Here is an 18,509-nt window from a genome sequence, read left to right on the forward strand (position 1 = left end):
GAAAGAGTGGGATTTCCCGCTCTTTTCTGTTGTTATATAGAAAATCATTGTTGTGTAGGAGGCTTATATGAGTAATATTACAAGTAAAATTGAAGAGCTTGTATCGCCTATTTTACAAGAGTTAAATTTAGATCTTGTAGATATAGAATATGTAAAAGAAGGCCGAGATTGGTTTTTACGTATTTATATCGATACTCCAACTGGCGGTATAGATATTGAACAATGCGCTCAGGTTAGTGAAAAGTTAAGTGAAAAGCTAGATGTAGAAGATCCGATATCGGAAAATTACTTTTTAGAGGTTTCTTCTCCTGGAGCAGAACGACCTTTGAAAAAAGATGCTGACTTTACGAAGGCAATTGGTAAATATGTTTATATCAAAACATACGAACCAGTGAACGGGGCAAAGGAATTTGAAGGGACATTACTTTCATATTCAATAGAAGAAGGCGCATTAATTGAAGTACGAGTTAAAACTAGAAGAGTTAAAATTCAAATTGAAAAAGAGAAAATTGCGCTTGCTCGTTTAGCAATTGATTTCTCTGCATAACGTATATGGAGGAGTGAAAGCAGTGAGTAGTGAATTATTAGACGCGTTAACTGCGCTCGAACAACAAAAGGGAATTTCAAGAGATGTTTTAATAGAAGCAATAGAAGCTGCTTTAGTGACAGCTTACAAAAGAAATTTTAACCAAGCCCAAAATGTTCGAGTGGATATTAACTTAGCTACTGGTACTATGCTGGTTTATTCAAGAAAAGATGTAGTAGAAGAAGTTGCGGACGATCGCTTGCAAATTTCTTTAGAGGATGCTCGGGTTATAAACCCACATTATGCAATTGGTGATGTAGTGGAAGAGGAAGTAACTCCGCGTAATTTTGGTCGTATTGCTGCTCAAACAGCTAAACAAGTTGTAACTCAACGTGTCCGTGAAGCTGAACGTGGTCTTATTTACGAAGAATATGTGGATCGTGAAGATGATATCGTAAATGGTATTGTGGAACGATTAGATGCACGAAATATATACGTGGGATTAGGAAAAGTAGAGGCAGTACTACCTGCGAATGAACAAATTCAAACAGAGACATACCGACCTCATGAACGCATAAAAGTGTATATTACAAAAGTAGAACGCACAACACGTGGTCCTCAAGTATTCGTTTCTAGAACACACCCAGGCTTACTTCGTCGCCTGTTTGAAATGGAAGTACCAGAAATCTTTGAAGGTATTGTCGAGATTAAGTCTATTGCTCGTGAAGCAGGGGACCGCTCTAAAATTTCTGTTTTTGCACATAATGATGAAATAGATCCAGTTGGTTCTTGTGTTGGTGCAAAAGGAGCTCGAGTACAAACAATTGTGAATGAGCTAAGTGGAGAGAAAATTGACATAGTTGAATGGTCTGAAGATCCGGTAGTGTTTGTAGCAAATGCACTAAGTCCTTCTAAAGTAATCGACGTTCAAGTAAATGAAGAAGAAAAATCTACAACTGTTGTAGTTCCAGATTATCAGCTATCACTTGCAATTGGCAAAAGAGGTCAAAATGCTCGTCTTGCAGCAAAACTAACTGGTTGGAAGATTGATATTAAAAGTGAAACAGATGCAAGAGAACTTGGAATTTATCCAAATGAAAATTCTCCACAACTTATAATAGAAAACTTGGATGAAGAAGAATTGGATGATTTCGATTTTTATAAAGAAGAATAAGCAAGGATGGTGATTTTGTATGGCGGTTCAAAAGAAAATACCGTTACGTAAATGTGTTGCTACTGGTGAAATGTTTCCGAAAAAAGAAATGATTCGTATCGTCCGTTCGAAAGAAGGAGAAGTATCTGTGGACCTAACTGGTAAAAAATCAGGTCGTGGAGCTTATGTATCTAAATCTATCGAAGCGGTAAACCAAGCGAACAAGAAAAATTCATTAGGCACTCATTTAGAAGCACCAATTCCAAATGAAATATACGATCAGTTAATCGTCATTATTGAAAGAGAAAAACTCAAATGACATTAGGAGAACAAATATCTAATCTATTGGGTTTAGCGACTCGAGCAAGAAAGACAATAACTGGTGAAGAATTAGTAGTTAAAGAAATAAGAAGCCAAAAGGCAAAACTAGTTGTTTTATCGAATGATGCTTCTAAAAATACAGCAAAAAAAATTAACGATAAATGTGCATCTTTTAACGTTGAGCTGCATGTCTTTGGAGACCGGCACGATCTCGGACATGCGACGGGAAAAGAGGCCAGGGTGGCAATAGCCATTATGGATGACGGTTTCGCTAAAAAACTGTCCGGCCTTCTCAACGAATATAACCGGGGGTGAGCTAATGACTAAAATCAGAGTTCATGAATACGCGAAACAAATAGATAAATCAAGTAAAGAAGTTATTGAGCAACTAGGAAAGATGAATATTCAAGTAACGAATCATATGTCAACACTTGAAGGTGAAGCTATCAAAAAGCTTGATGGTATTTATAAAAAGTCTACACAGCAAACAGCTAAACCTGCACAAACATCGTCAAAACCAGTACAACAAAATCAATCAAGACCAACTAATCAAGGTCAACAGCAAAGGTCTTCATCACAAGGACAGTCGAGACCGTCTAACCAAGGTCAACAAAGACCTACATCACAAGGACAGTCGAGACCAGCTAACCAAGGTCAACAAAGACCAGCGTCACAAGGACAATCTAGACCTGCTAACCAATCGAATACAAAACCTGGTACATCAGGTACTAATACGCAAGCTAGTAGCACACAAGGAAGTAATAACCAACCTAAAAAGACATTTACTAACAACAAAGCTCCGGCTGGTGCTTATCGTCCGGGTGGTCAAAATCGTCCAGGTGGTAATAGACCTGGTCAAAAATTCCAAAAACGTAGAAAAGGTCCTACTACACCAGTTCAACCACCAGTACCAAGAAAAGAACGCGAACTTCCAGAGAAAATTACGTTTACCGATTCTTTAACTGTTCTAGAACTTTCGAAAAAAATTGGTCGTGAACCAGCAGAAATCATCAAAAAGTTATTCCTACTTGGCGTAATGGCGACAATAAATCAAGTGTTAGATAAGGATGCAATCGAACTTATTTGTGCAGACTATGGTGTAGAAGTGGAAGAAGAAATTCGAATCGATATTACTGATTTAGAAGTTCACTTCGATCCTACTCCAGAAGACAGTACTAAGCAATCGGAGCGTCCACCAGTGGTTACAATTATGGGGCACGTTGACCATGGTAAAACAACCCTTCTTGACTCAATCCGTAATACAAAAGTAACTGCAGGGGAAGCAGGCGGTATTACTCAACATATCGGTGCCTACCAGATTATTGATAATGACAAAAAGATTACGTTTTTAGATACACCAGGACATGCTGCATTTACAACAATGCGTGCACGTGGTGCGAAAATTACGGATATTACGATTCTGGTAGTTGCAGCAGATGATGGTGTTATGCCTCAAACTGTAGAAGCCATTAACCATGCTAAAGCAGCTGAGGTTCCAATTATCGTTGCAGTTAATAAGATGGATAAACCATCTGCTAACCCTGACCGTGTTATGCAAGAGTTAACTGAGCATGGATTAGTTCCAGAAGCATGGGGTGGAGAAACAATCTTCGTGCCAATTTCAGCCCTTAAAGGTGAAGGAATCGAAAATCTATTAGAAATGGTATTACTTGTGTCTGAGGTTGGAGAGTTAAAAGCAAATCCAAATCGCCTTGCATTAGGAACTGTAATTGAAGCACAACTTGACAAGGGTAGAGGTTCTGTTGCTACATTGTTAGTTCAAGATGGTACGTTAAAAGTTGGAGATCCTATCGTTGTTGGTCATGCATTTGGCCGTGTAAGAGCAATGGTTAATGATCTTGGTCGTCGTGTGAAAGAGGCAGGTCCATCTACGCCGGTAGAGATTACTGGTTTAAACGAAGTACCTCAAGCGGGTGATCGTTTTGTCGTATTTGAAGATGAAAAAACAGCTCGTCAAGTTGGAGAATCTCGTGCATCAGAAGCTCAAGTAACTCAACGTTCAGAAAAAACTCGTGTGACATTAGACAATTTATTTGATCAAATGAAACAAGGTGAAATGAAAGAGTTAAACTTAATCGTTAAAGCAGACGTTCAAGGTACTGTTGAAGCTATGGCTGCTTCCCTTATGAAAATTGATGTTGAAGGTGTTAATGTCCGCATCATTCACACTGGAGCAGGAGCTATTACGGAATCAGATATTAGCTTAGCAGCTGCATCGAATGCAATTGTTATTGGTTTTAACGTACGTCCAGATACAAATGCTAAACGTATGGCAGATCAAGAAGGCGTAGATATTCGTCTGCACCGTATTATCTATAAAGTAATCGAAGAAATTGAATATGCGATGAAGGGACTTCTTGACCCAGAATTCCAAGAAAAAATCATCGGTCAAGCGGAAGTTCGTGAAACTTTCAAAGTATCTAAAGTTGGTACGATTGCTGGTTCTTATGTTACAGAGGGTAAAATTTCTAGAGATAGTGGTGTTCGTGTCATTCGTGACGGAATCGTTATTTTTGAAGGTGAACTTGATACACTAAAACGCTTCAAGGATGATGCAAAAGAGGTTGCTAAAGGATATGAATGTGGTATCACTATTAAAGGCTTTAATGATATCAAAGAAGGCGATATCGTAGAGGCGTATATCATGGAAGAAATTAAACGATAATGATTGTATATGCAGATTGCGAATTTCTCATTCCTACTGCACATTCTTTAAAAGAAAAGCGAGCAGTCCTTCAACGAATGCTCACTAGAACAAAACAGAAGTATAATGTTTCTATTTCAGAATTAGATCATCAAGATACATGGCAGCGTACTACTATAGGAATCGTTTCAATTGCCTCGCAAAAAGATGCAGCAGAACGAGAGCTTATGAACGCCATCCGTTTTCTCGAATCTAATCCTGAATGGGAATGCATTAATATAAGTAAAGAATATTTATAAATGAAAATGAGGTGTAGCGATCATGTCAATGCGTGCTAACCGAGTTGCTGAACAAATGAAAAAAGAGTTGGGCGAAATAATCGGACGTAAGTTAAAGGACCCACGTATCGGTTTTATCACAGTAACAGATGTAGCTGTTACTGGTGATTTACAACAAGCGACTATTTACATTACAGTCCTTGAAGGAAACCGTGCTGATACTTTAAAAGCATTAGAAAAAGCGAAAGGATTTATTCGTTCGGAAATTGGGCAGCGTATTCGCTTACGTATTACGCCTGAACTAATCTTTGAATATGATGAATCTGCAGCTTATGGTAATCGTATTGATGATTTATTAAGACAAATTAATAAACCATCTGAGTAATAAAACAAACAAAGAAGTCTGCTTATTTTACTGAAGCAGACTTCTTTGTTATATACCGGGGGTGAACTAATGTACGAAGGAATATTGCCTTTATGGAAAGAAAAAGGAATGACTTCACACGATTGTGTATTTAAACTTAGAAAAATACTAAAAATGAAACGAATTGGACATACAGGAACATTGGATCCTAGTGTTGAGGGAGTTTTACCCATTTGTTTAGGGCAAGCTACTAAGGTGTCTGAATACATAATGGATCAAGGAAAAACGTATGTAGCTACTATTTCTATTGGTACATCAACGACGACTGAAGATGCAGATGGAGATATAGTAGAAAATGACTCTAGCCTAAAATCTTTTTCCCGTGAACAAATTTTAGGTGTACTAGAAGAGTTAACAGGAGAAATTACTCAAATTCCTCCTATGTATTCAGCAGTCAAAGTGAACGGGAAAAAGTTGTATGAATATGCCCGTGAAGGAAAAGAAGTAGAACGTCCAAGTAGGAAAGTGATGATTCATAATATTAACTTATTGGATGATGCAGCTACTTTTTCAGGCAAGGAGGTTACCTTTAACATAGAAATTGACTGTGGAAAAGGAACCTATATCCGAACACTTGCTGTTCAAATTGGTGAACTTCTTGGTTATCCTGCACATATGTCGTCTTTGGTTAGAACTTCTTCAGGAAGCTTTACTAAAGCTCAATGCCTAACTTTAACCAATGTACAGAAAGCTGTTAATGAACAAACTTTGGCAGATACATTACTCCCTTTAAAAGATGCATTATCGGGTTGGCCAACACTTGAAGTGAATGATGAAAACATAAAGAGTATTACGAATGGACAAGTAGTAGAAATCCATCCATTACTAGCTGAAAACGAGAAAGTAGTATTTTTATTGCTGGAGAATCCGATTGCAGTTTATATTAAACATCCAACAAAAAATGGTATGATGAAACCAGAAAAAATGTTTTCATCTGAAAAAGGAGATTAATATGGACGTACATCACTTAGCTTATCCCAATCATTTATTTAACAATAAATCAAACGAAGCATATTCTATGGCTATTGGATTTTTCGATGGTGTGCATAATGGTCACCAAGCAGTAATTCAAGAAGCGCTTAATAGAGGAAAAGAGTTAAATATTAAAACGGCAGTTATGACCTTTGATCCCCATCCTTCATTAGTGTTAGGCGGTAGAAAAGAAAAAGTATTTTATATAACACCTCTTCAAGAAAAATTAGAAATTTTGAAAAACTTGGGAGTGGACGCGGTTTTTGTTGTTCGGTTTACTTCCGACTTTGCAAAATTAACACCAGAGCAATTTATCGAATTTTTTATTGTACAAGCAAATGTTAAGCATGTTACAGCAGGTTTTGATTTCTCATTTGGAGCTTTTGGAAAAGGAACTATGAAAGATATGGAGCTTCTTTCTGATAGTAAATTTAAAGTATCAGTTGTAGATAAAAAGGAGTTAGTTGGTGACAAGATTAGCTCAACTCGTATTAGATCAGAGCTAACTGTTGGTAATATGGAGCAAGTAAAGGAATTATTAGGGAGACCCTTTAAGTTAACAGGGGTAGTTATACATGGAGACAAAAGAGGAAGAACTATTAACTTCCCAACGGCAAATGTCGAACCATCTGAGGGGCAATTTACACCTGCAATTGGGGTTTATGCAGTTAAAATTTGTGTTCAGGAGACTTGGCATGAAGGTGTATGTAATGTAGGCTATAAACCAACATTTAATAATCCCGAAGAGAAAAAGCTTTCAATTGAAGTACATATTTTTAACTTTGATCAATCTATTTACGGTGAAGAAGTAACGGTCCTTTGGTATAAGCGCATTAGATCAGAACAAAAGTTCAATGGAATTGATGAGTTAAAAGAACAAATCGGAAAAGACAAGCAAGTTGCAATTGAGTTCTTTAAAAAAGAAGATGACTGATAATAGATTTGCTACCGAAGTTTAATTTCGGTAGCTTTTTTAAAACAGTCATGTGAATATTGGTTTTAAGGGACTTAAAAGAATGAAAAAAGATACGGATTTTCGCTTCAGGCGGACGCTTTCCGTGGACTTGGCTTTAGCCTCCTCGTCGCTGCACTCCTGCGGGGTCTTCAGCTCAAGCTAATCCCACTGGAGTCGCCGCCTTCCGCTACAATCAAGGAAGTGAGTATCATTCAACATATATAGAGCACAGTCTATCGCTTAGATCATAGAAATTGGTCTAATTTAGTGTAGTGAAAAATCCCATGATATAATCAATATTTATGGATCGGAAAGTTCTGGTAAAATTAACGTATTATTTTGTGCACTCCCGGTTGTTCTACTCAGAAGTTACGTCCATTAATAGAGTTCAATTTCTATTTAATAATTTGAAGTTTTCAATACGCTTGTCAAAATGATAGTGATAGTTTTTATTAAAGGTTCTGTATTCAATCTCCATAATTAGTACTGCCCACATAATGATTGGAGTGCAATGCGGCGACTCCACCGGGAACGGCGAGTAAGTCGAGACCCCACAGCGAGTAGAGCGAGGAGGCTCGACTTACTCGCCCGCGGAAAGCGTCCGTATGGAACGGGAATCAGAGAATTAATATATAGATTTTTAGTGCAATGACATAAAAATTTCTCAGATTTTTACAAGAATCATTAATTTTCTCTATTACTAATTAGTTGCTTCACTAAACTTTTTATGATAATCTTTATAAGTACAATACTGTACTTAACCTTTCCTTGGCTTTTTCGATTCTCCAACGATTGCTCAGGATTAGGGGATAACTAGAATTTAGGAGGAAAACAACATGGCAATTACACAAGAACGCAAAAATGAACTAATCGCTGAGTACAGAACTCACGAAAGTGATACTGGATCTGCTGATATTCAAATCGCAATTCTTACAGAAGAGATTAACTCTTTAAACGAACATTTACGTACTCATAAGAAAGATCATCACTCACGTCGTGGTCTATTCAAAATGGTTGGACGTCGTCGTAACTTGTTAAAATACTTACGTGAAAACGAAGTATCACGTTACCGTGATCTAATCGCAAAACTTGGATTACGTCGATAAGATTCGATTTAGGAAAGCGGGATTTATCCCGCTTTTTCTTTTGCATAAAAAACTTCGCATAGTTGAAAGATTTTTGATACACTACTTATGATACATATAACCATTATATACCCTTTTTTTAAGGAGTTTTTGAAGTCGAGAGGAGTCCAGATTACATGAGTGAAAAGAAAGTATTTACGTACGAATGGGCAGGACGCCCGTTGCAAGTAGAAATAGGACAACTTGCAAAACAAGCGAACGGAGCAGTTTTAGTAAGATACGGAGATACAACTGTATTATCTGTAGCAACTGCGTCGAAGAACCCTAAGAATTTAGACTTCTTCCCATTAACAGTTAACTATGAGGAAAAACTTTACGCTGTAGGAAAAATACCAGGTGGATTTATTAAGCGTGAAGGGCGTCCATCGGAACGTGCAATCTTAACTAGTCGTTTAATTGACCGTCCAATTCGTCCTTTATTCCCTGATGGATTCCGTAACGAGGTACAAGTTATTTCAATCGTTATGTCTGTTGACCAAAACTGTTCTTCAGAGATGGCAGCAATGTTAGGGTCTTCTTTAGCTCTTAGCGTTTCAGACATTCCATTTGATGGACCAATTGCAGGTGCACAAGTTGGGTTAATTGGCGAAGAACTAATTATTAATCCCACAGTTGAGCAAATGGAGAAGAGTACTTTAGATCTTACTGTTGCTGGAACAAAAGACGCTATCAACATGGTTGAAGCTGGAGCAAAAGAAGTTTCAGAGGAAACGGTTCTTGAAGCAATTATGTTTGGTCATAATGAAATTATCAAGTTAATCGAATTCCAAGAAAAAGTAGTAGCTGAAGTTGGAAAAGCGAAAAAAGATATTCCTCTGTTTGAGTTGGATAAAGAGCTTTTCGAAGAAGTGAAGGGCATTTGCGAAGTAAAACTTGTACAAGCAATTCAAGTACAAGAAAAGCATGCTCGTGAAGATGCTATTACTGAAGTAAAAACAGAAGTTTTAGAACAATACACAGAAAAAGAAGCTACTGACGAAACGTTGAAACAAGTGCGTGAAATTTTAGACGCAATGGTAAAAGACGAAGTTCGTCGTTTGATTACAGAAGATAAAATTCGTCCTGATGGCCGTGGAGTAGCGGAAATCCGTCCTCTTTCGTCAGAAGTTGGCGTATTACCTAGAACACATGGTTCTGGATTGTTTACACGTGGTCAAACACAAGCTTTGAGTATATGTACTTTAGGACCTCTAGGTGATGTTCAAATTATTGATGGTATCGGTCTAGAAGAAACTAAACGCTTCATGCACCATTACAACTTCCCACAATTTAGTGTTGGAGAAACTGGTCCTATACGTGCTCCAGGTCGTCGTGAAATTGGACACGGTGCATTAGGAGAACGTGCTTTAGAAGCAGTTATTCCAGATGAAGCTGATTTTCCATATACACTTCGTTTAGTAGCTGAAGTATTAGAATCTAATGGTTCTACATCACAAGCTAGTATTTGTGCGTCTACTCTTGCAATGATGGACGCAGGTGTTCCTTTAAAAGCACCTGTTGCGGGTATTGCAATGGGACTTGTGAAAAAAGGCGAACATTATACAATTTTAACGGATATTCAAGGGATGGAAGATCATCTAGGAGATATGGACTTTAAAGTAGCTGGTACATCTAAAGGAATCACAGCACTTCAAATGGACATTAAAATTGATGGGTTATCAAGAACAATTCTTGAAGAAGCGTTAGAACAAGCTAAAATTGGCCGTATGCAAATTTTAGAAAGTATGCTTGCAACAATTTCTGACCCACGTGAGAAGTTGTCTAAATATGCGCCTAAGATTGTTGTTATCAAGATTAATCCGGATAAAATCCGTGATGTAATTGGACCAGGTGGTAAACAAATTAATAAAATTATCGATGAAACAGGCGTGAAAATTGATACAGAGCAAGATGGTACAATTTATATCGCTTCAGCTGATGAAGAGATGATTGCACGTGCAAAAGAAATTATCGAAAACATCGTGCGAGTTGCCCAGGTTGGCGAATATTACTTAGGAAAAGTAAAACGAATTGAAAAATTCGGTGCCTTCGTAGAGATTTTCTCAGGAAAAGATGGTTTATTGCATATTTCGGAAATTCAAGAGGAACGTACGAAAAATGTAGAGGACGTCCTTAAATTAGGTGATGAGCTTTTAGTGAAAGTAATCGAGATCGACAATCAAGGTCGTGTCAATTTATCTCGTAAAGTTGTAATTAAGGAAGAAAAAGAACGCGCTGAGCAACAAGAAAACAAATAATCAACAATATCAGCACGATATAAAAGGTTGACCGTAGACATGTAGCTACGGCAACCTTTTTAAATAGCTGAATAGAATAAACAGAGGTGTTAATTTGATAAACAAAATTACATGTAAGAATGGGCTTCGGATTGTGTCTGAGCATATCCCATATGTACGTTCTGTAGCTGTGGGGATTTGGGTGCAAGCTGGGTCAAGATATGAGCTGCCAGAAGAAAATGGTTTAACTCATTTCATTGAACATATGTTATTTAAAGGAACTGAAAAGAGAACAGCAAAGCAAATTGCAGAAGAATTCGATCGTATTGGTGGAAATATCAATGCCTTCACTTCAAAAGAAAATACGTGCTACTATGCAAAGGTATTGGATCATCATGCTGAACATGCAGTAGAAATACTTGCAGATATGTTTTTTCATTCTCAATTTGATGCAAATGAAATAGAGAAAGAAAGACAGGTTGTTCTTGAAGAGATTAATATGGTAGAGGATACACCAGATGATATCGTTCACGAGTATTTATGGCAAGCGATGTACGAAAATGATCCTCTAGGATCTCCTATTCTTGGAACAGAGGAAACGTTGAATAGTTTCACAAAAGAAAAGATTTTGGCTTATATGAAAAAACATTATACGCCAGAAAATGTAGTCATTTCTGTTGCAGGAAATATTCCTGAAGGACTAATACAGCATATTGAAACATTATTTAGTCCATTAGACCAAAATAATAATGAGAAAATAGATGTAGCAACGCCTAATTTGAAACCAGTGCATGTGGAAAACTTTAGAGAGACAGAGCAAGCACATCTTTGTTTAGCTTATCCAAGTTTAAGCGTAAAAGCTGATAATATTTATAGTTTAGTCGTGATGAATAATATTTTGGGTGGTAGCATGTCCTCTAGGCTTTTCCAAGAAATCAGAGAAGAAAAAGGTCTCGCATACTCTATTTATTCTTATCATTCTTCCTATGAAGACACAGGGGCACTTGCTATATATGGTGGTACTTCAAACAACCAACTAGAAGAACTATCAGAGTCTATTCAGCAAACGATACAATCCGTCCTTGAAAAGGGATTTACTGAAACAGAAGTTTCTAATGCTAAAGAGCAACTAAAAGGTAATTTACTTCTTGGATTAGAGAGTTCTAATGCTAGAATGAGCCGTAACGGAAAAAATGAATTACTCTACGGAGAACATCGTTCATTAGATGAAGTAAGTGAATCAATTGATGAAGTTACATTACAATCAGTAATGGACCTTGCTGCAGAAACATTTTCTCACAAACCAGCTATTTCCATCATCATACCAAAAGTCGATCAAAACTGATCGGCTTTTTTTATATGGGAAATATATAAAAATGGTCATTGAACACTGGGGTAATGGGAATTGGAATGATGGATAATACTGCTGATTTTCGCTCTAGGCGGACGCTTTCCGCTACAATCAATATAATATGTAGTACTATACTATAAGATATAGAATAGTCTATAGCTTAGATAATAATAGTAGTCAAAATTAATATAGTAATAAAACCCTCTGTTGAATTAGAGATACTATTTTATCATGAAGGATGAAGAAAGTAGATATTCTTTAGAACTAGTAGAAATAAAGGGAAATAGTGAGTGCTCACTAATTAAAGAAGCAAAATAGCGAACGAAATTGCATCTTCGAGAGCTTACTCTATGAATAGGTAACATCTTTTCTCTAGTTATCCAAAAACGAACTAATCTGTTTCTAAGAGTTGTAGGAGTGCAAGGGACAGACAAACGTCATAAAATTACCTAAAAATTTATCCGGTAATAATTTAGTAAGTCTGGCTAAAGCCTACTGAAAACGCTAGAAACAGGTTTTGTACTTTAAGAACCGTGCGTCTTATTGCCCAGGTTTTCTTTTATTCACTTTGTACCCCGAAATGGCATATATATAAATAGAAATCAATAAGGGGGAGAATGATTGTTACTTTCGGAACTTGCAGAAAAAGAACTTATCCAAGTTAAGGACGGCGCAAGATATGGCAAGCTAGCAGACACTGAATTACTCTTCAATCCTGAGAATGGAAAAATTGAAGGTTTTGAAGTTTTTCAAAGAACAACAGGTTCATTTTTTCAAGGAAATAAATCTGGTAAGAAAAAAGAATTTATAGCATGGGAAGAAATTATTCTCATTGGAAAAGACAGAATCCTGTTTAATGAAGCAAACTATGAAATTGGAAATAGTGAATATTCGTGAAAAAAAAATGTGCAATCATAGGTACAGATGCCCGTCTACCGTTTTTACAAGAAACATTAGATAACTTACTAGATGTGAAAATATTTCCAACGATGATTTGGACGGAAGAACTGAAAGCTGCAATAAACGATTTTCAACCTAACATAATCTTTTTACCTATACCAGCATTACAAATTGAAAGTTCTTTCGTTTTGCCAGAGTCATGTCTTCTCCTTTTCGTTGGAAAAAAGAATAAACAGATCGAACAGGAAATACAAAATAGCCAAGTCCATGCTTTTTATTATTTAGAGGATGAACAGTGGATTTGGGAAAATGCAAATCTGACAGCCGAGGGATTCATAAATGATTTCTATAGAAGCGAAAAAGAATCAATATATAACAAAAAATTCATCATTACAGGCTACGGAAGAGTAGGAAAAAGACTGGCTTTTGCCCTGCATCATTTAGGTGCCGAAGTAATTATCTCGGTACGTTCTGATCATCAGTTATTTGAAGCAAAAAGTTATGGGTACCAGATAGAGCAATTGGAGCATGCAGTTAAAAACCAAGGTGGACTCTCAACCTATCTAATTAATACCATTCCAAATAGATGGCTTAGCCCGTCCGATACGACTAGATTTAAAAAAGTTTATGATCTAGCTTCAAATCCAGGATGTCTACTCGAGTCAGCCAATTCAATCCCTACAAATTATATACATTCCACTAGCTTACCAGGCTTGTATTTTCCGAAGGATGCAGGATATTTAATAGCAAAGGCTGTGCAAACTCAATTGGCTTTACTGGAGGGGGAAAAATAGTGTTAAAGGATCTTAGAATTGGCTTAGGGATAACTGCTTCTCATTGTACTTATGAGGAAGTAATTCCAATGATTAAACAGTTTACGGATTTAGGAGCAACTGTAGTTCCTATTATTACCTATTCTGTACTGACTGCGGCAACACGTTTTGGAACAGGTGAGGAATGGATACAGAAAATTGAACAGGCAAGTGGTAGTAAAGTAGTATCAAAAATAGTAGAAGCAGAACCATTTGGGCCAACAAACCCATTGGATTGTATGATAATAGCTCCGATGACTGGGAACTCTATTAGTAAACTAGCCAATGCCCAAACAGATTCCCCGGTGTTAATGGCAGCAAAGGCTACATTGCGAAATGGAAAACCAGTAGTGCTCGGAATATCAACAAATGATGCATTAGGATTGAATGGCATGAATATTATGAAACTACTTTCTACCAAAAATATATACTTTATCCCCTTCGGCCAAGATAGCCCACATAACAAACCAAACTCACTTATTGCTGATTTTACAAAAATAGTCCCAACAGTAGAACATGCAATTCAATTTAAACAATTACAACCTTTACTAATTTCTCACGAATTATAAATATTGATGATGATGTATTTTCATGTATAATATAATACAATATCGAAAAATAGCATTGGTCTAGGAGGAGAGCTTTTCATGTCACAGGGGTACACAGTAGCAATAGTTGGAGCGACAGGTGCAGTCGGTCAAAAAATTATCGAAAAATTGGTAGAAAGAAGTTTTCCATATACAACTTTAAAATTATTAGCTTCCCAAAAATCAGCTGGAAAAAAAGTAGAAGTAAATGGGAGCACTTATACAATTGAAGAAGCGACGCCGGAGGCTTTTGAAGGTGTTGACGTTGCATTTTTCTCTGCTGGTGGTTCTATATCGAAAGCTTTAGCAAAAGAAGCTAGTAATAGAGGAGCAATAGTTATCGACAATACAAGCGCCTTCCGGATGGATAAAGATACGCCGCTAGTAGTTCCAGAAGTGAATAAACAAGCGTTGCATGAACAAACAGGGATTATTGCTAACCCGAATTGTTCTACTATTCAGATGGTTTGCGCACTTGAACCTATTAGACAGAAATTTGGTTTGAACAAAGTTATAGTGTCTACTTATCAAGCTGTGTCTGGTGCAGGAGCAGCTGCTATTAACGAACTAACAACACAATCCAAAAGTATAAAAGATAAACAAGTAAAACCAGAAATTTTACCAGTGAAAAGTGCTGATAAGCATTATCCTATTGCAGGAAATGTTATTCCACAAATTGATGTATTCACCGAAGATGGTTTCACATTTGAGGAACATAAAATGATGAATGAAACGAAAAAAATTATGTCTTTACCGAATCTTTCAATCGCAGCTACATGTGTAAGAGTACCAGTTGTGACGGGGCATTCCGAATCTGTATATATAGAAGTAGAACAAGATAACGTCACTCTTGATCAGGTAAGGCAACTTCTTGCAGATTCTGAGGGTATTACGTTACAGGATGCTCCTGATCAACAAGTATACCCTATGCCGTACTATGCTGAGGATAAGGACGATGTATTTGTAGGCCGTTTAAGAAAAGACCCATCGAATGATAAAGGATTTCATATGTGGATTGTATCAGATAATTTATTGAAGGGTGCAGCTCTGAACTCTATACAAATTGCAGAAACACTTATTTCTGAAGGTATATTAAAAGAGGTGTAAAAATGAATATAGGTTCTATTGCTACGGCAATGGTTACCCCATTTCGGTCAGACGGTTCTATCAATTATGAACAGGCAGAACTATTAATCGAACATTTACTTGCGACAGGGACTGACTCCCTTGTCATTACCGGTACAACTGGGGAATCTCCTACTCTATCAACCGAAGAAAAGCTAAGTTTACTGAGATTCGTTGTAGAGAAAGTGAATAATAGAGTTCCTGTTATCGCAGGTACAGGAAGTAATAGTACAACAGCATCTATTGACTTGTCTATAAAGGCGGAAGCTCTTGGAGTAAATGGTCTTATGATCGTTACACCATATTATAATAAGCCAAATCAACGAGGGTTAATTGCCCACTTTACAGCAATCGCAAATGCAACTACTTTACCACTTGTCGTTTACAATATTCCAAGCCGTTCTGTTATAAATATGGAATTGGAGACAATGGTAACGCTGAGTAAAATTCCATCTATTAAATTTCTAAAAGAAGCTAATGGAAATTTAGACCAGATGACCAGAATTTTGTCCGAAACAAAAGGTAATTTGGAAGTATATAGTGGAGATGATTCTTTAACTCTTCCTTTACTAGCCGTAGGGGGTTCCGGAATAATTTCGGTTGCTTCCCATGTTGTGGGGAATGAAATGAGTGAAATGATTGAAGCTTTTCGGTCTGGTAATCATACGGAAGCTTCACGAATTCATCAATCATTATTGCCGCTAATACAAGCGTTATTCAAACATCCCAATCCGATTGTTGTAAAATATGCGCTTTCTAAGGTAGGGATAGATGCAGGAAGTTTACGCCTACCACTTGTTGAAATGGCGGAAAGTGAAAAAAGGGAATTTGATGTAGTATGGGAACAATACTTGAATACTAAATAATTTAGCGGAAAGGCTGAAGATTTCCTATTTCAGCCTTTTTTTTATTTGTGTGAATCGTTGACGTCCGATATAATGGAGATTAGTGGATGTTGGTCGGGTTACCTTCTTCAGTAAAAATTTAACAATCAAACGTAGGAATAGATATCTCTCACTTCTGGAGAAAGCGTAGAGATGAATACTAAAATGTAATAACAACTCGGTGAGTATTAGCACTTGCTGATAATTTAAGTCTCTGGCGGATGTCACAGAATTTGAACAGACTCTTAGAAGTTGCTAAAGTAAAATCGTCGTATTCATGCGATAGTAGCTAACTGACCTGCATTAAGCAGGCCTAAGTACAATTCAAAATCTGGACGTAATTTCGAGGCGTAATTGATTTATAGGAGGAAAAGATTTGGTAAAAGTAAAAAATGAACTTATTCGAATTATACCGCTCGGTGGAGTTGGGGAAATCGGAAAAGCAATGTATGTAGTAGAAATAGATGAAGAAATATTTGTCGTAGACAGTGGATTAATGTTCCCAGAAAATGAAATGCTAGGAATAGATATCGTTATACCAGATATTACGTATTTAGTGGAAAACAAAGAACGTGTAAAAGGGATCTTTTTAACGCATGGTCACGAGGATGCGATTGGTTCTATTTCTTATTTACTACAGAAGGTACAAGCACCAGTTTATGGTTCTAAATTGACTATAGCTCTGGCAAAAACGCATTTAAAGGCGTTGCCGACAAAGCAACCAGTCAAATTTTTCGAAGTAACAAACAAAAGTCGGATGAATTTCCAAGGTACATATGTAACCTTTTTCCATACAACGCATAGTATACCGGATTCACTCGGAATTGTTTTCCATACTTCTGAAGGGGCAATTGTTCACACAGGGGAATTTAAGTTTGATCAATCGGCTAAAGGAAAATATCGTCCGGACATAGCAAAAATAGCTGGTTTAGGTGAAGATGGTGTATTTATTCTTCTATCTGATTCAACTGAAGCAGAAAGACCAGGTTATACCACATCAGAAGCGGTAATTGAAAACCAATTATCAGAAACATTCCACGCTGCTAAAGGACGTATACTTGTTGCTCTATATGCATCAAACTTTATCCGTATACAACAAGTAATTGACAAAGCTATTGAAACTGGGAAAAAAGTTGCGATTGCAGGGAAAAGCTTAGAAAATATTTTTGAAATTGGTTTAGACCTTGGGTATTTCAATGTAGAAGAGGACACAATGATTTCTATTAAAGAAATCTCTAAACATAATGATGAAAATATTGTAATCATTGTATCTGGTACGCAAGGAGAACCATTAGAAGCTTTAGAAAAAATGATCCGTAAACACCATAAAGATATTAAAATAAAAGATACAGATACAGTCTTAATCACTTTTACTCCTTCTCCTGGTATGGAGGTAGGGATGTATAACACGATGAACCAAATTGCAAAAGTTGGAGCGAAAGTACTAACTTCTGAAAAAAATGTCCATGTTTCCGGTCATGGAAGTCAAGAAGATTTGAAAATGATGCTTAACTTAACAAAGCCTAAATACTTTATACCGATCCAAGGGGAATATCGCATGTTGATGGCCCATTCGAAATTGGCTCAAGCAACTGGAATGTCCAAATCGGAAATTTTCATTGCCGATAAAGGCGATATTGTTGAATATAAGAGCGGTAAAATGAGAATGAGTGGTCGAGTTCAAGCTGGAAACATTTTAATCGATGGAATTGGTGTTGGTGATGTAGGCAATATTGTTCTGCGCGATCGTAAGCTACTTTCACAAGATGGTATATTTATTGTAGTTGTTACGTTAAACAGAGCACAGAAGAAAATTGCTTCCGGGCCAGAAATTCTTTCGAGAGGATTTGTCTATGTTCGTGAGTCTGAAGAGCTAATGGACGAGTCTGCTAACTTAGTTAGAACTGTTGTTGAAAAATATGTGAATAAAGAAACGTTTGAATGGACAAACATAAAACAAGAAATCCGTGATACGCTAAATTCATATTTATTCCAGCAAACAAAAAGACGTCCAATGATCATCCCGATTATTATGGAATATTAATGTGAATAAAGGATTTCCTTTCCGAAAACGAAAGGAAATCCTTTTTATCTTAAAGAAAGTATTTAAAAATGTAGTGTGAAGTCTGGATTCATGGAATTTGAAAGAATGAATAATACTGTTATTTCCGTTACAACGTACTTTTATTTTTCGA

The 18,509-nt window shown here is 36.8% G+C and carries 18 protein-coding genes; all 18 read left to right on the forward strand.

The window, feature by feature from the left end; all coding sequences use genetic code 11:
- Nucleotides 1-67 precede the first annotated feature (67 nt).
- The 18 genes from rimP to ACQCPR_RS06750 all read left to right on the forward strand — a co-directional run bounded on the left by rimP (nt 68) and on the right by ACQCPR_RS06750 (nt 18,358).
- Nucleotides 68-547, forward strand: coding sequence for a ribosome maturation factor RimP (gene rimP / locus ACQCPR_RS06665; RefSeq protein WP_090562482.1), 480 nt, complete (start codon nt 68-70; stop codon nt 545-547).
- A 22-nt stretch (nt 548-569) separates the two neighbouring features.
- Nucleotides 570-1,700, forward strand: coding sequence for a transcription termination factor NusA (gene nusA / locus ACQCPR_RS06670; protein WP_427138562.1), 1,131 nt, complete (start codon nt 570-572; stop codon nt 1,698-1,700).
- 19 nt (nt 1,701-1,719) lie between these two features.
- Nucleotides 1,720-1,998 carry an RNase P modulator RnpM gene (rnpM, locus tag ACQCPR_RS06675; protein ID WP_427138563.1) on the forward strand — a complete coding sequence of 93 codons (279 nt, stop codon included), beginning with the start codon at nt 1,720-1,722 and terminating at the stop codon, nt 1,996-1,998.
- Nucleotides 1,995-2,315, forward strand: coding sequence for a YlxQ family RNA-binding protein (locus ACQCPR_RS06680; protein ID WP_090562473.1), 321 nt, complete (start codon nt 1,995-1,997; stop codon nt 2,313-2,315). Before rnpM ends, ACQCPR_RS06680 begins: the two co-directional genes overlap by 4 nt.
- A 4-nt stretch (nt 2,316-2,319) precedes the next feature.
- Complete coding sequence (infB, locus tag ACQCPR_RS06685; RefSeq protein ID WP_427138564.1) at nt 2,320-4,686, forward strand: translation initiation factor IF-2; 2,367 nt, start codon at nt 2,320-2,322, stop codon at nt 4,684-4,686.
- The gene (locus tag ACQCPR_RS06690) at nt 4,686-4,964 is read left to right on the forward strand and encodes a DUF503 domain-containing protein (protein ID WP_090562467.1); all 279 of its coding nucleotides are present in this window, start codon (nt 4,686-4,688) and stop codon (nt 4,962-4,964) included. The genes infB and ACQCPR_RS06690 overlap by 1 nt, the downstream gene beginning before the upstream one ends.
- A gap of 22 nt (nt 4,965-4,986) precedes the next feature.
- Entirely contained in the window at nt 4,987-5,328 is a 342-nt protein-coding gene (rbfA, locus tag ACQCPR_RS06695; protein WP_090562463.1) for a 30S ribosome-binding factor RbfA, read from the forward strand.
- Between the two features lie 69 nt (nt 5,329-5,397).
- Nucleotides 5,398-6,318, forward strand: coding sequence for a tRNA pseudouridine(55) synthase TruB (gene truB / locus ACQCPR_RS06700; protein ID WP_427138565.1), 921 nt, complete (start codon nt 5,398-5,400; stop codon nt 6,316-6,318).
- 1 nt (nt 6,319) lies between these two features.
- Nucleotides 6,320-7,273 (forward strand): riboflavin biosynthesis protein RibF, encoded by a 954-nt coding sequence (gene ribF / locus ACQCPR_RS06705; protein ID WP_427138566.1) that lies wholly within the window; start codon nt 6,320-6,322, stop codon nt 7,271-7,273.
- Nucleotides 7,274-8,130: 857 nt separating this feature from the next.
- Nucleotides 8,131-8,400 (forward strand): 30S ribosomal protein S15, encoded by a 270-nt coding sequence (gene rpsO, locus ACQCPR_RS06710; protein ID WP_090562453.1) that lies wholly within the window; start codon nt 8,131-8,133, stop codon nt 8,398-8,400.
- Between the two features lie 155 nt (nt 8,401-8,555).
- Nucleotides 8,556-10,676 (forward strand): polyribonucleotide nucleotidyltransferase, encoded by a 2,121-nt coding sequence (pnp, locus tag ACQCPR_RS06715; protein ID WP_090562448.1) that lies wholly within the window; start codon nt 8,556-8,558, stop codon nt 10,674-10,676.
- Between the two features lie 94 nt (nt 10,677-10,770).
- Nucleotides 10,771-12,000 (forward strand): M16 family metallopeptidase, encoded by a 1,230-nt coding sequence (locus tag ACQCPR_RS06720; RefSeq protein ID WP_427138567.1) that lies wholly within the window; start codon nt 10,771-10,773, stop codon nt 11,998-12,000.
- Nucleotides 12,001-12,627: 627 nt separating this feature from the next.
- Nucleotides 12,628-12,903 (forward strand): YlmC/YmxH family sporulation protein, encoded by a 276-nt coding sequence (locus ACQCPR_RS06725; RefSeq protein WP_090562440.1) that lies wholly within the window; start codon nt 12,628-12,630, stop codon nt 12,901-12,903.
- Nucleotides 12,900-13,700 carry an NAD(P)-dependent oxidoreductase gene (locus tag ACQCPR_RS06730; RefSeq protein WP_427138568.1) on the forward strand — a complete coding sequence of 267 codons (801 nt, stop codon included), beginning with the start codon at nt 12,900-12,902 and terminating at the stop codon, nt 13,698-13,700. The genes ACQCPR_RS06725 and ACQCPR_RS06730 overlap by 4 nt, the downstream gene beginning before the upstream one ends.
- Nucleotides 13,700-14,287: a dipicolinate synthase subunit B gene (locus tag ACQCPR_RS06735; RefSeq protein WP_427138569.1), complete on the forward strand. Its 588-nt coding sequence runs from the start codon at nt 13,700-13,702 to the stop codon at nt 14,285-14,287. Before ACQCPR_RS06730 ends, ACQCPR_RS06735 begins: the two co-directional genes overlap by 1 nt.
- A 78-nt stretch (nt 14,288-14,365) precedes the next feature.
- Nucleotides 14,366-15,412, forward strand: a complete 1,047-nt coding sequence (locus ACQCPR_RS06740; protein WP_427138570.1) for an aspartate-semialdehyde dehydrogenase — start codon at nt 14,366-14,368, stop codon at nt 15,410-15,412.
- A gap of 2 nt (nt 15,413-15,414) precedes the next feature.
- The gene (gene dapA, locus ACQCPR_RS06745) at nt 15,415-16,296 is read left to right on the forward strand and encodes a 4-hydroxy-tetrahydrodipicolinate synthase (protein ID WP_427138571.1); all 882 of its coding nucleotides are present in this window, start codon (nt 15,415-15,417) and stop codon (nt 16,294-16,296) included.
- A gap of 394 nt (nt 16,297-16,690) precedes the next feature.
- Entirely contained in the window at nt 16,691-18,358 is a 1,668-nt protein-coding gene (locus tag ACQCPR_RS06750; RefSeq protein WP_427138572.1) for a ribonuclease J, read from the forward strand.
- The last annotated feature ends 151 nt before the right edge of the window (nt 18,359-18,509 follow it).

This window comes from Psychrobacillus psychrodurans (assembly GCF_050209195.1).
In the GTDB taxonomy this organism is placed as follows: Bacteria; Bacillota; Bacilli; order Bacillales_A; family Planococcaceae; genus Psychrobacillus; species Psychrobacillus psychrodurans.

What these genes read in the sequence shown, in the direction of transcription:
- rimP (WP_090562482.1), top strand. Translation starts at nt 68, where the DNA reads ATGAGTAATATTACAAGTAAAATTGAAGAGCTTGTATCGCCTATTTTA.
- truB (WP_427138565.1), top strand. Translation starts at nt 5,398, where the DNA reads ATGTACGAAGGAATATTGCCTTTATGGAAAGAAAAAGGAATGACTTCA.
- ACQCPR_RS06740 (WP_427138570.1), top strand. Translation starts at nt 14,366, where the DNA reads ATGTCACAGGGGTACACAGTAGCAATAGTTGGAGCGACAGGTGCAGTC.
- infB (WP_427138564.1), top strand. Translation starts at nt 2,320, where the DNA reads ATGACTAAAATCAGAGTTCATGAATACGCGAAACAAATAGATAAATCA.
- pnp (WP_090562448.1), top strand. Translation starts at nt 8,556, where the DNA reads ATGAGTGAAAAGAAAGTATTTACGTACGAATGGGCAGGACGCCCGTTG.
- rbfA (WP_090562463.1), top strand. Translation starts at nt 4,987, where the DNA reads ATGTCAATGCGTGCTAACCGAGTTGCTGAACAAATGAAAAAAGAGTTG.
- dapA (WP_427138571.1), top strand. Translation starts at nt 15,415, where the DNA reads ATGAATATAGGTTCTATTGCTACGGCAATGGTTACCCCATTTCGGTCA.
- rnpM (WP_427138563.1), top strand. Translation starts at nt 1,720, where the DNA reads ATGGCGGTTCAAAAGAAAATACCGTTACGTAAATGTGTTGCTACTGGT.
- ACQCPR_RS06680 (WP_090562473.1), top strand. Translation starts at nt 1,995, where the DNA reads ATGACATTAGGAGAACAAATATCTAATCTATTGGGTTTAGCGACTCGA.
- ACQCPR_RS06690 (WP_090562467.1), top strand. Translation starts at nt 4,686, where the DNA reads ATGATTGTATATGCAGATTGCGAATTTCTCATTCCTACTGCACATTCT.
- rpsO (WP_090562453.1), top strand. Translation starts at nt 8,131, where the DNA reads ATGGCAATTACACAAGAACGCAAAAATGAACTAATCGCTGAGTACAGA.
- ribF (WP_427138566.1), top strand. Translation starts at nt 6,320, where the DNA reads ATGGACGTACATCACTTAGCTTATCCCAATCATTTATTTAACAATAAA.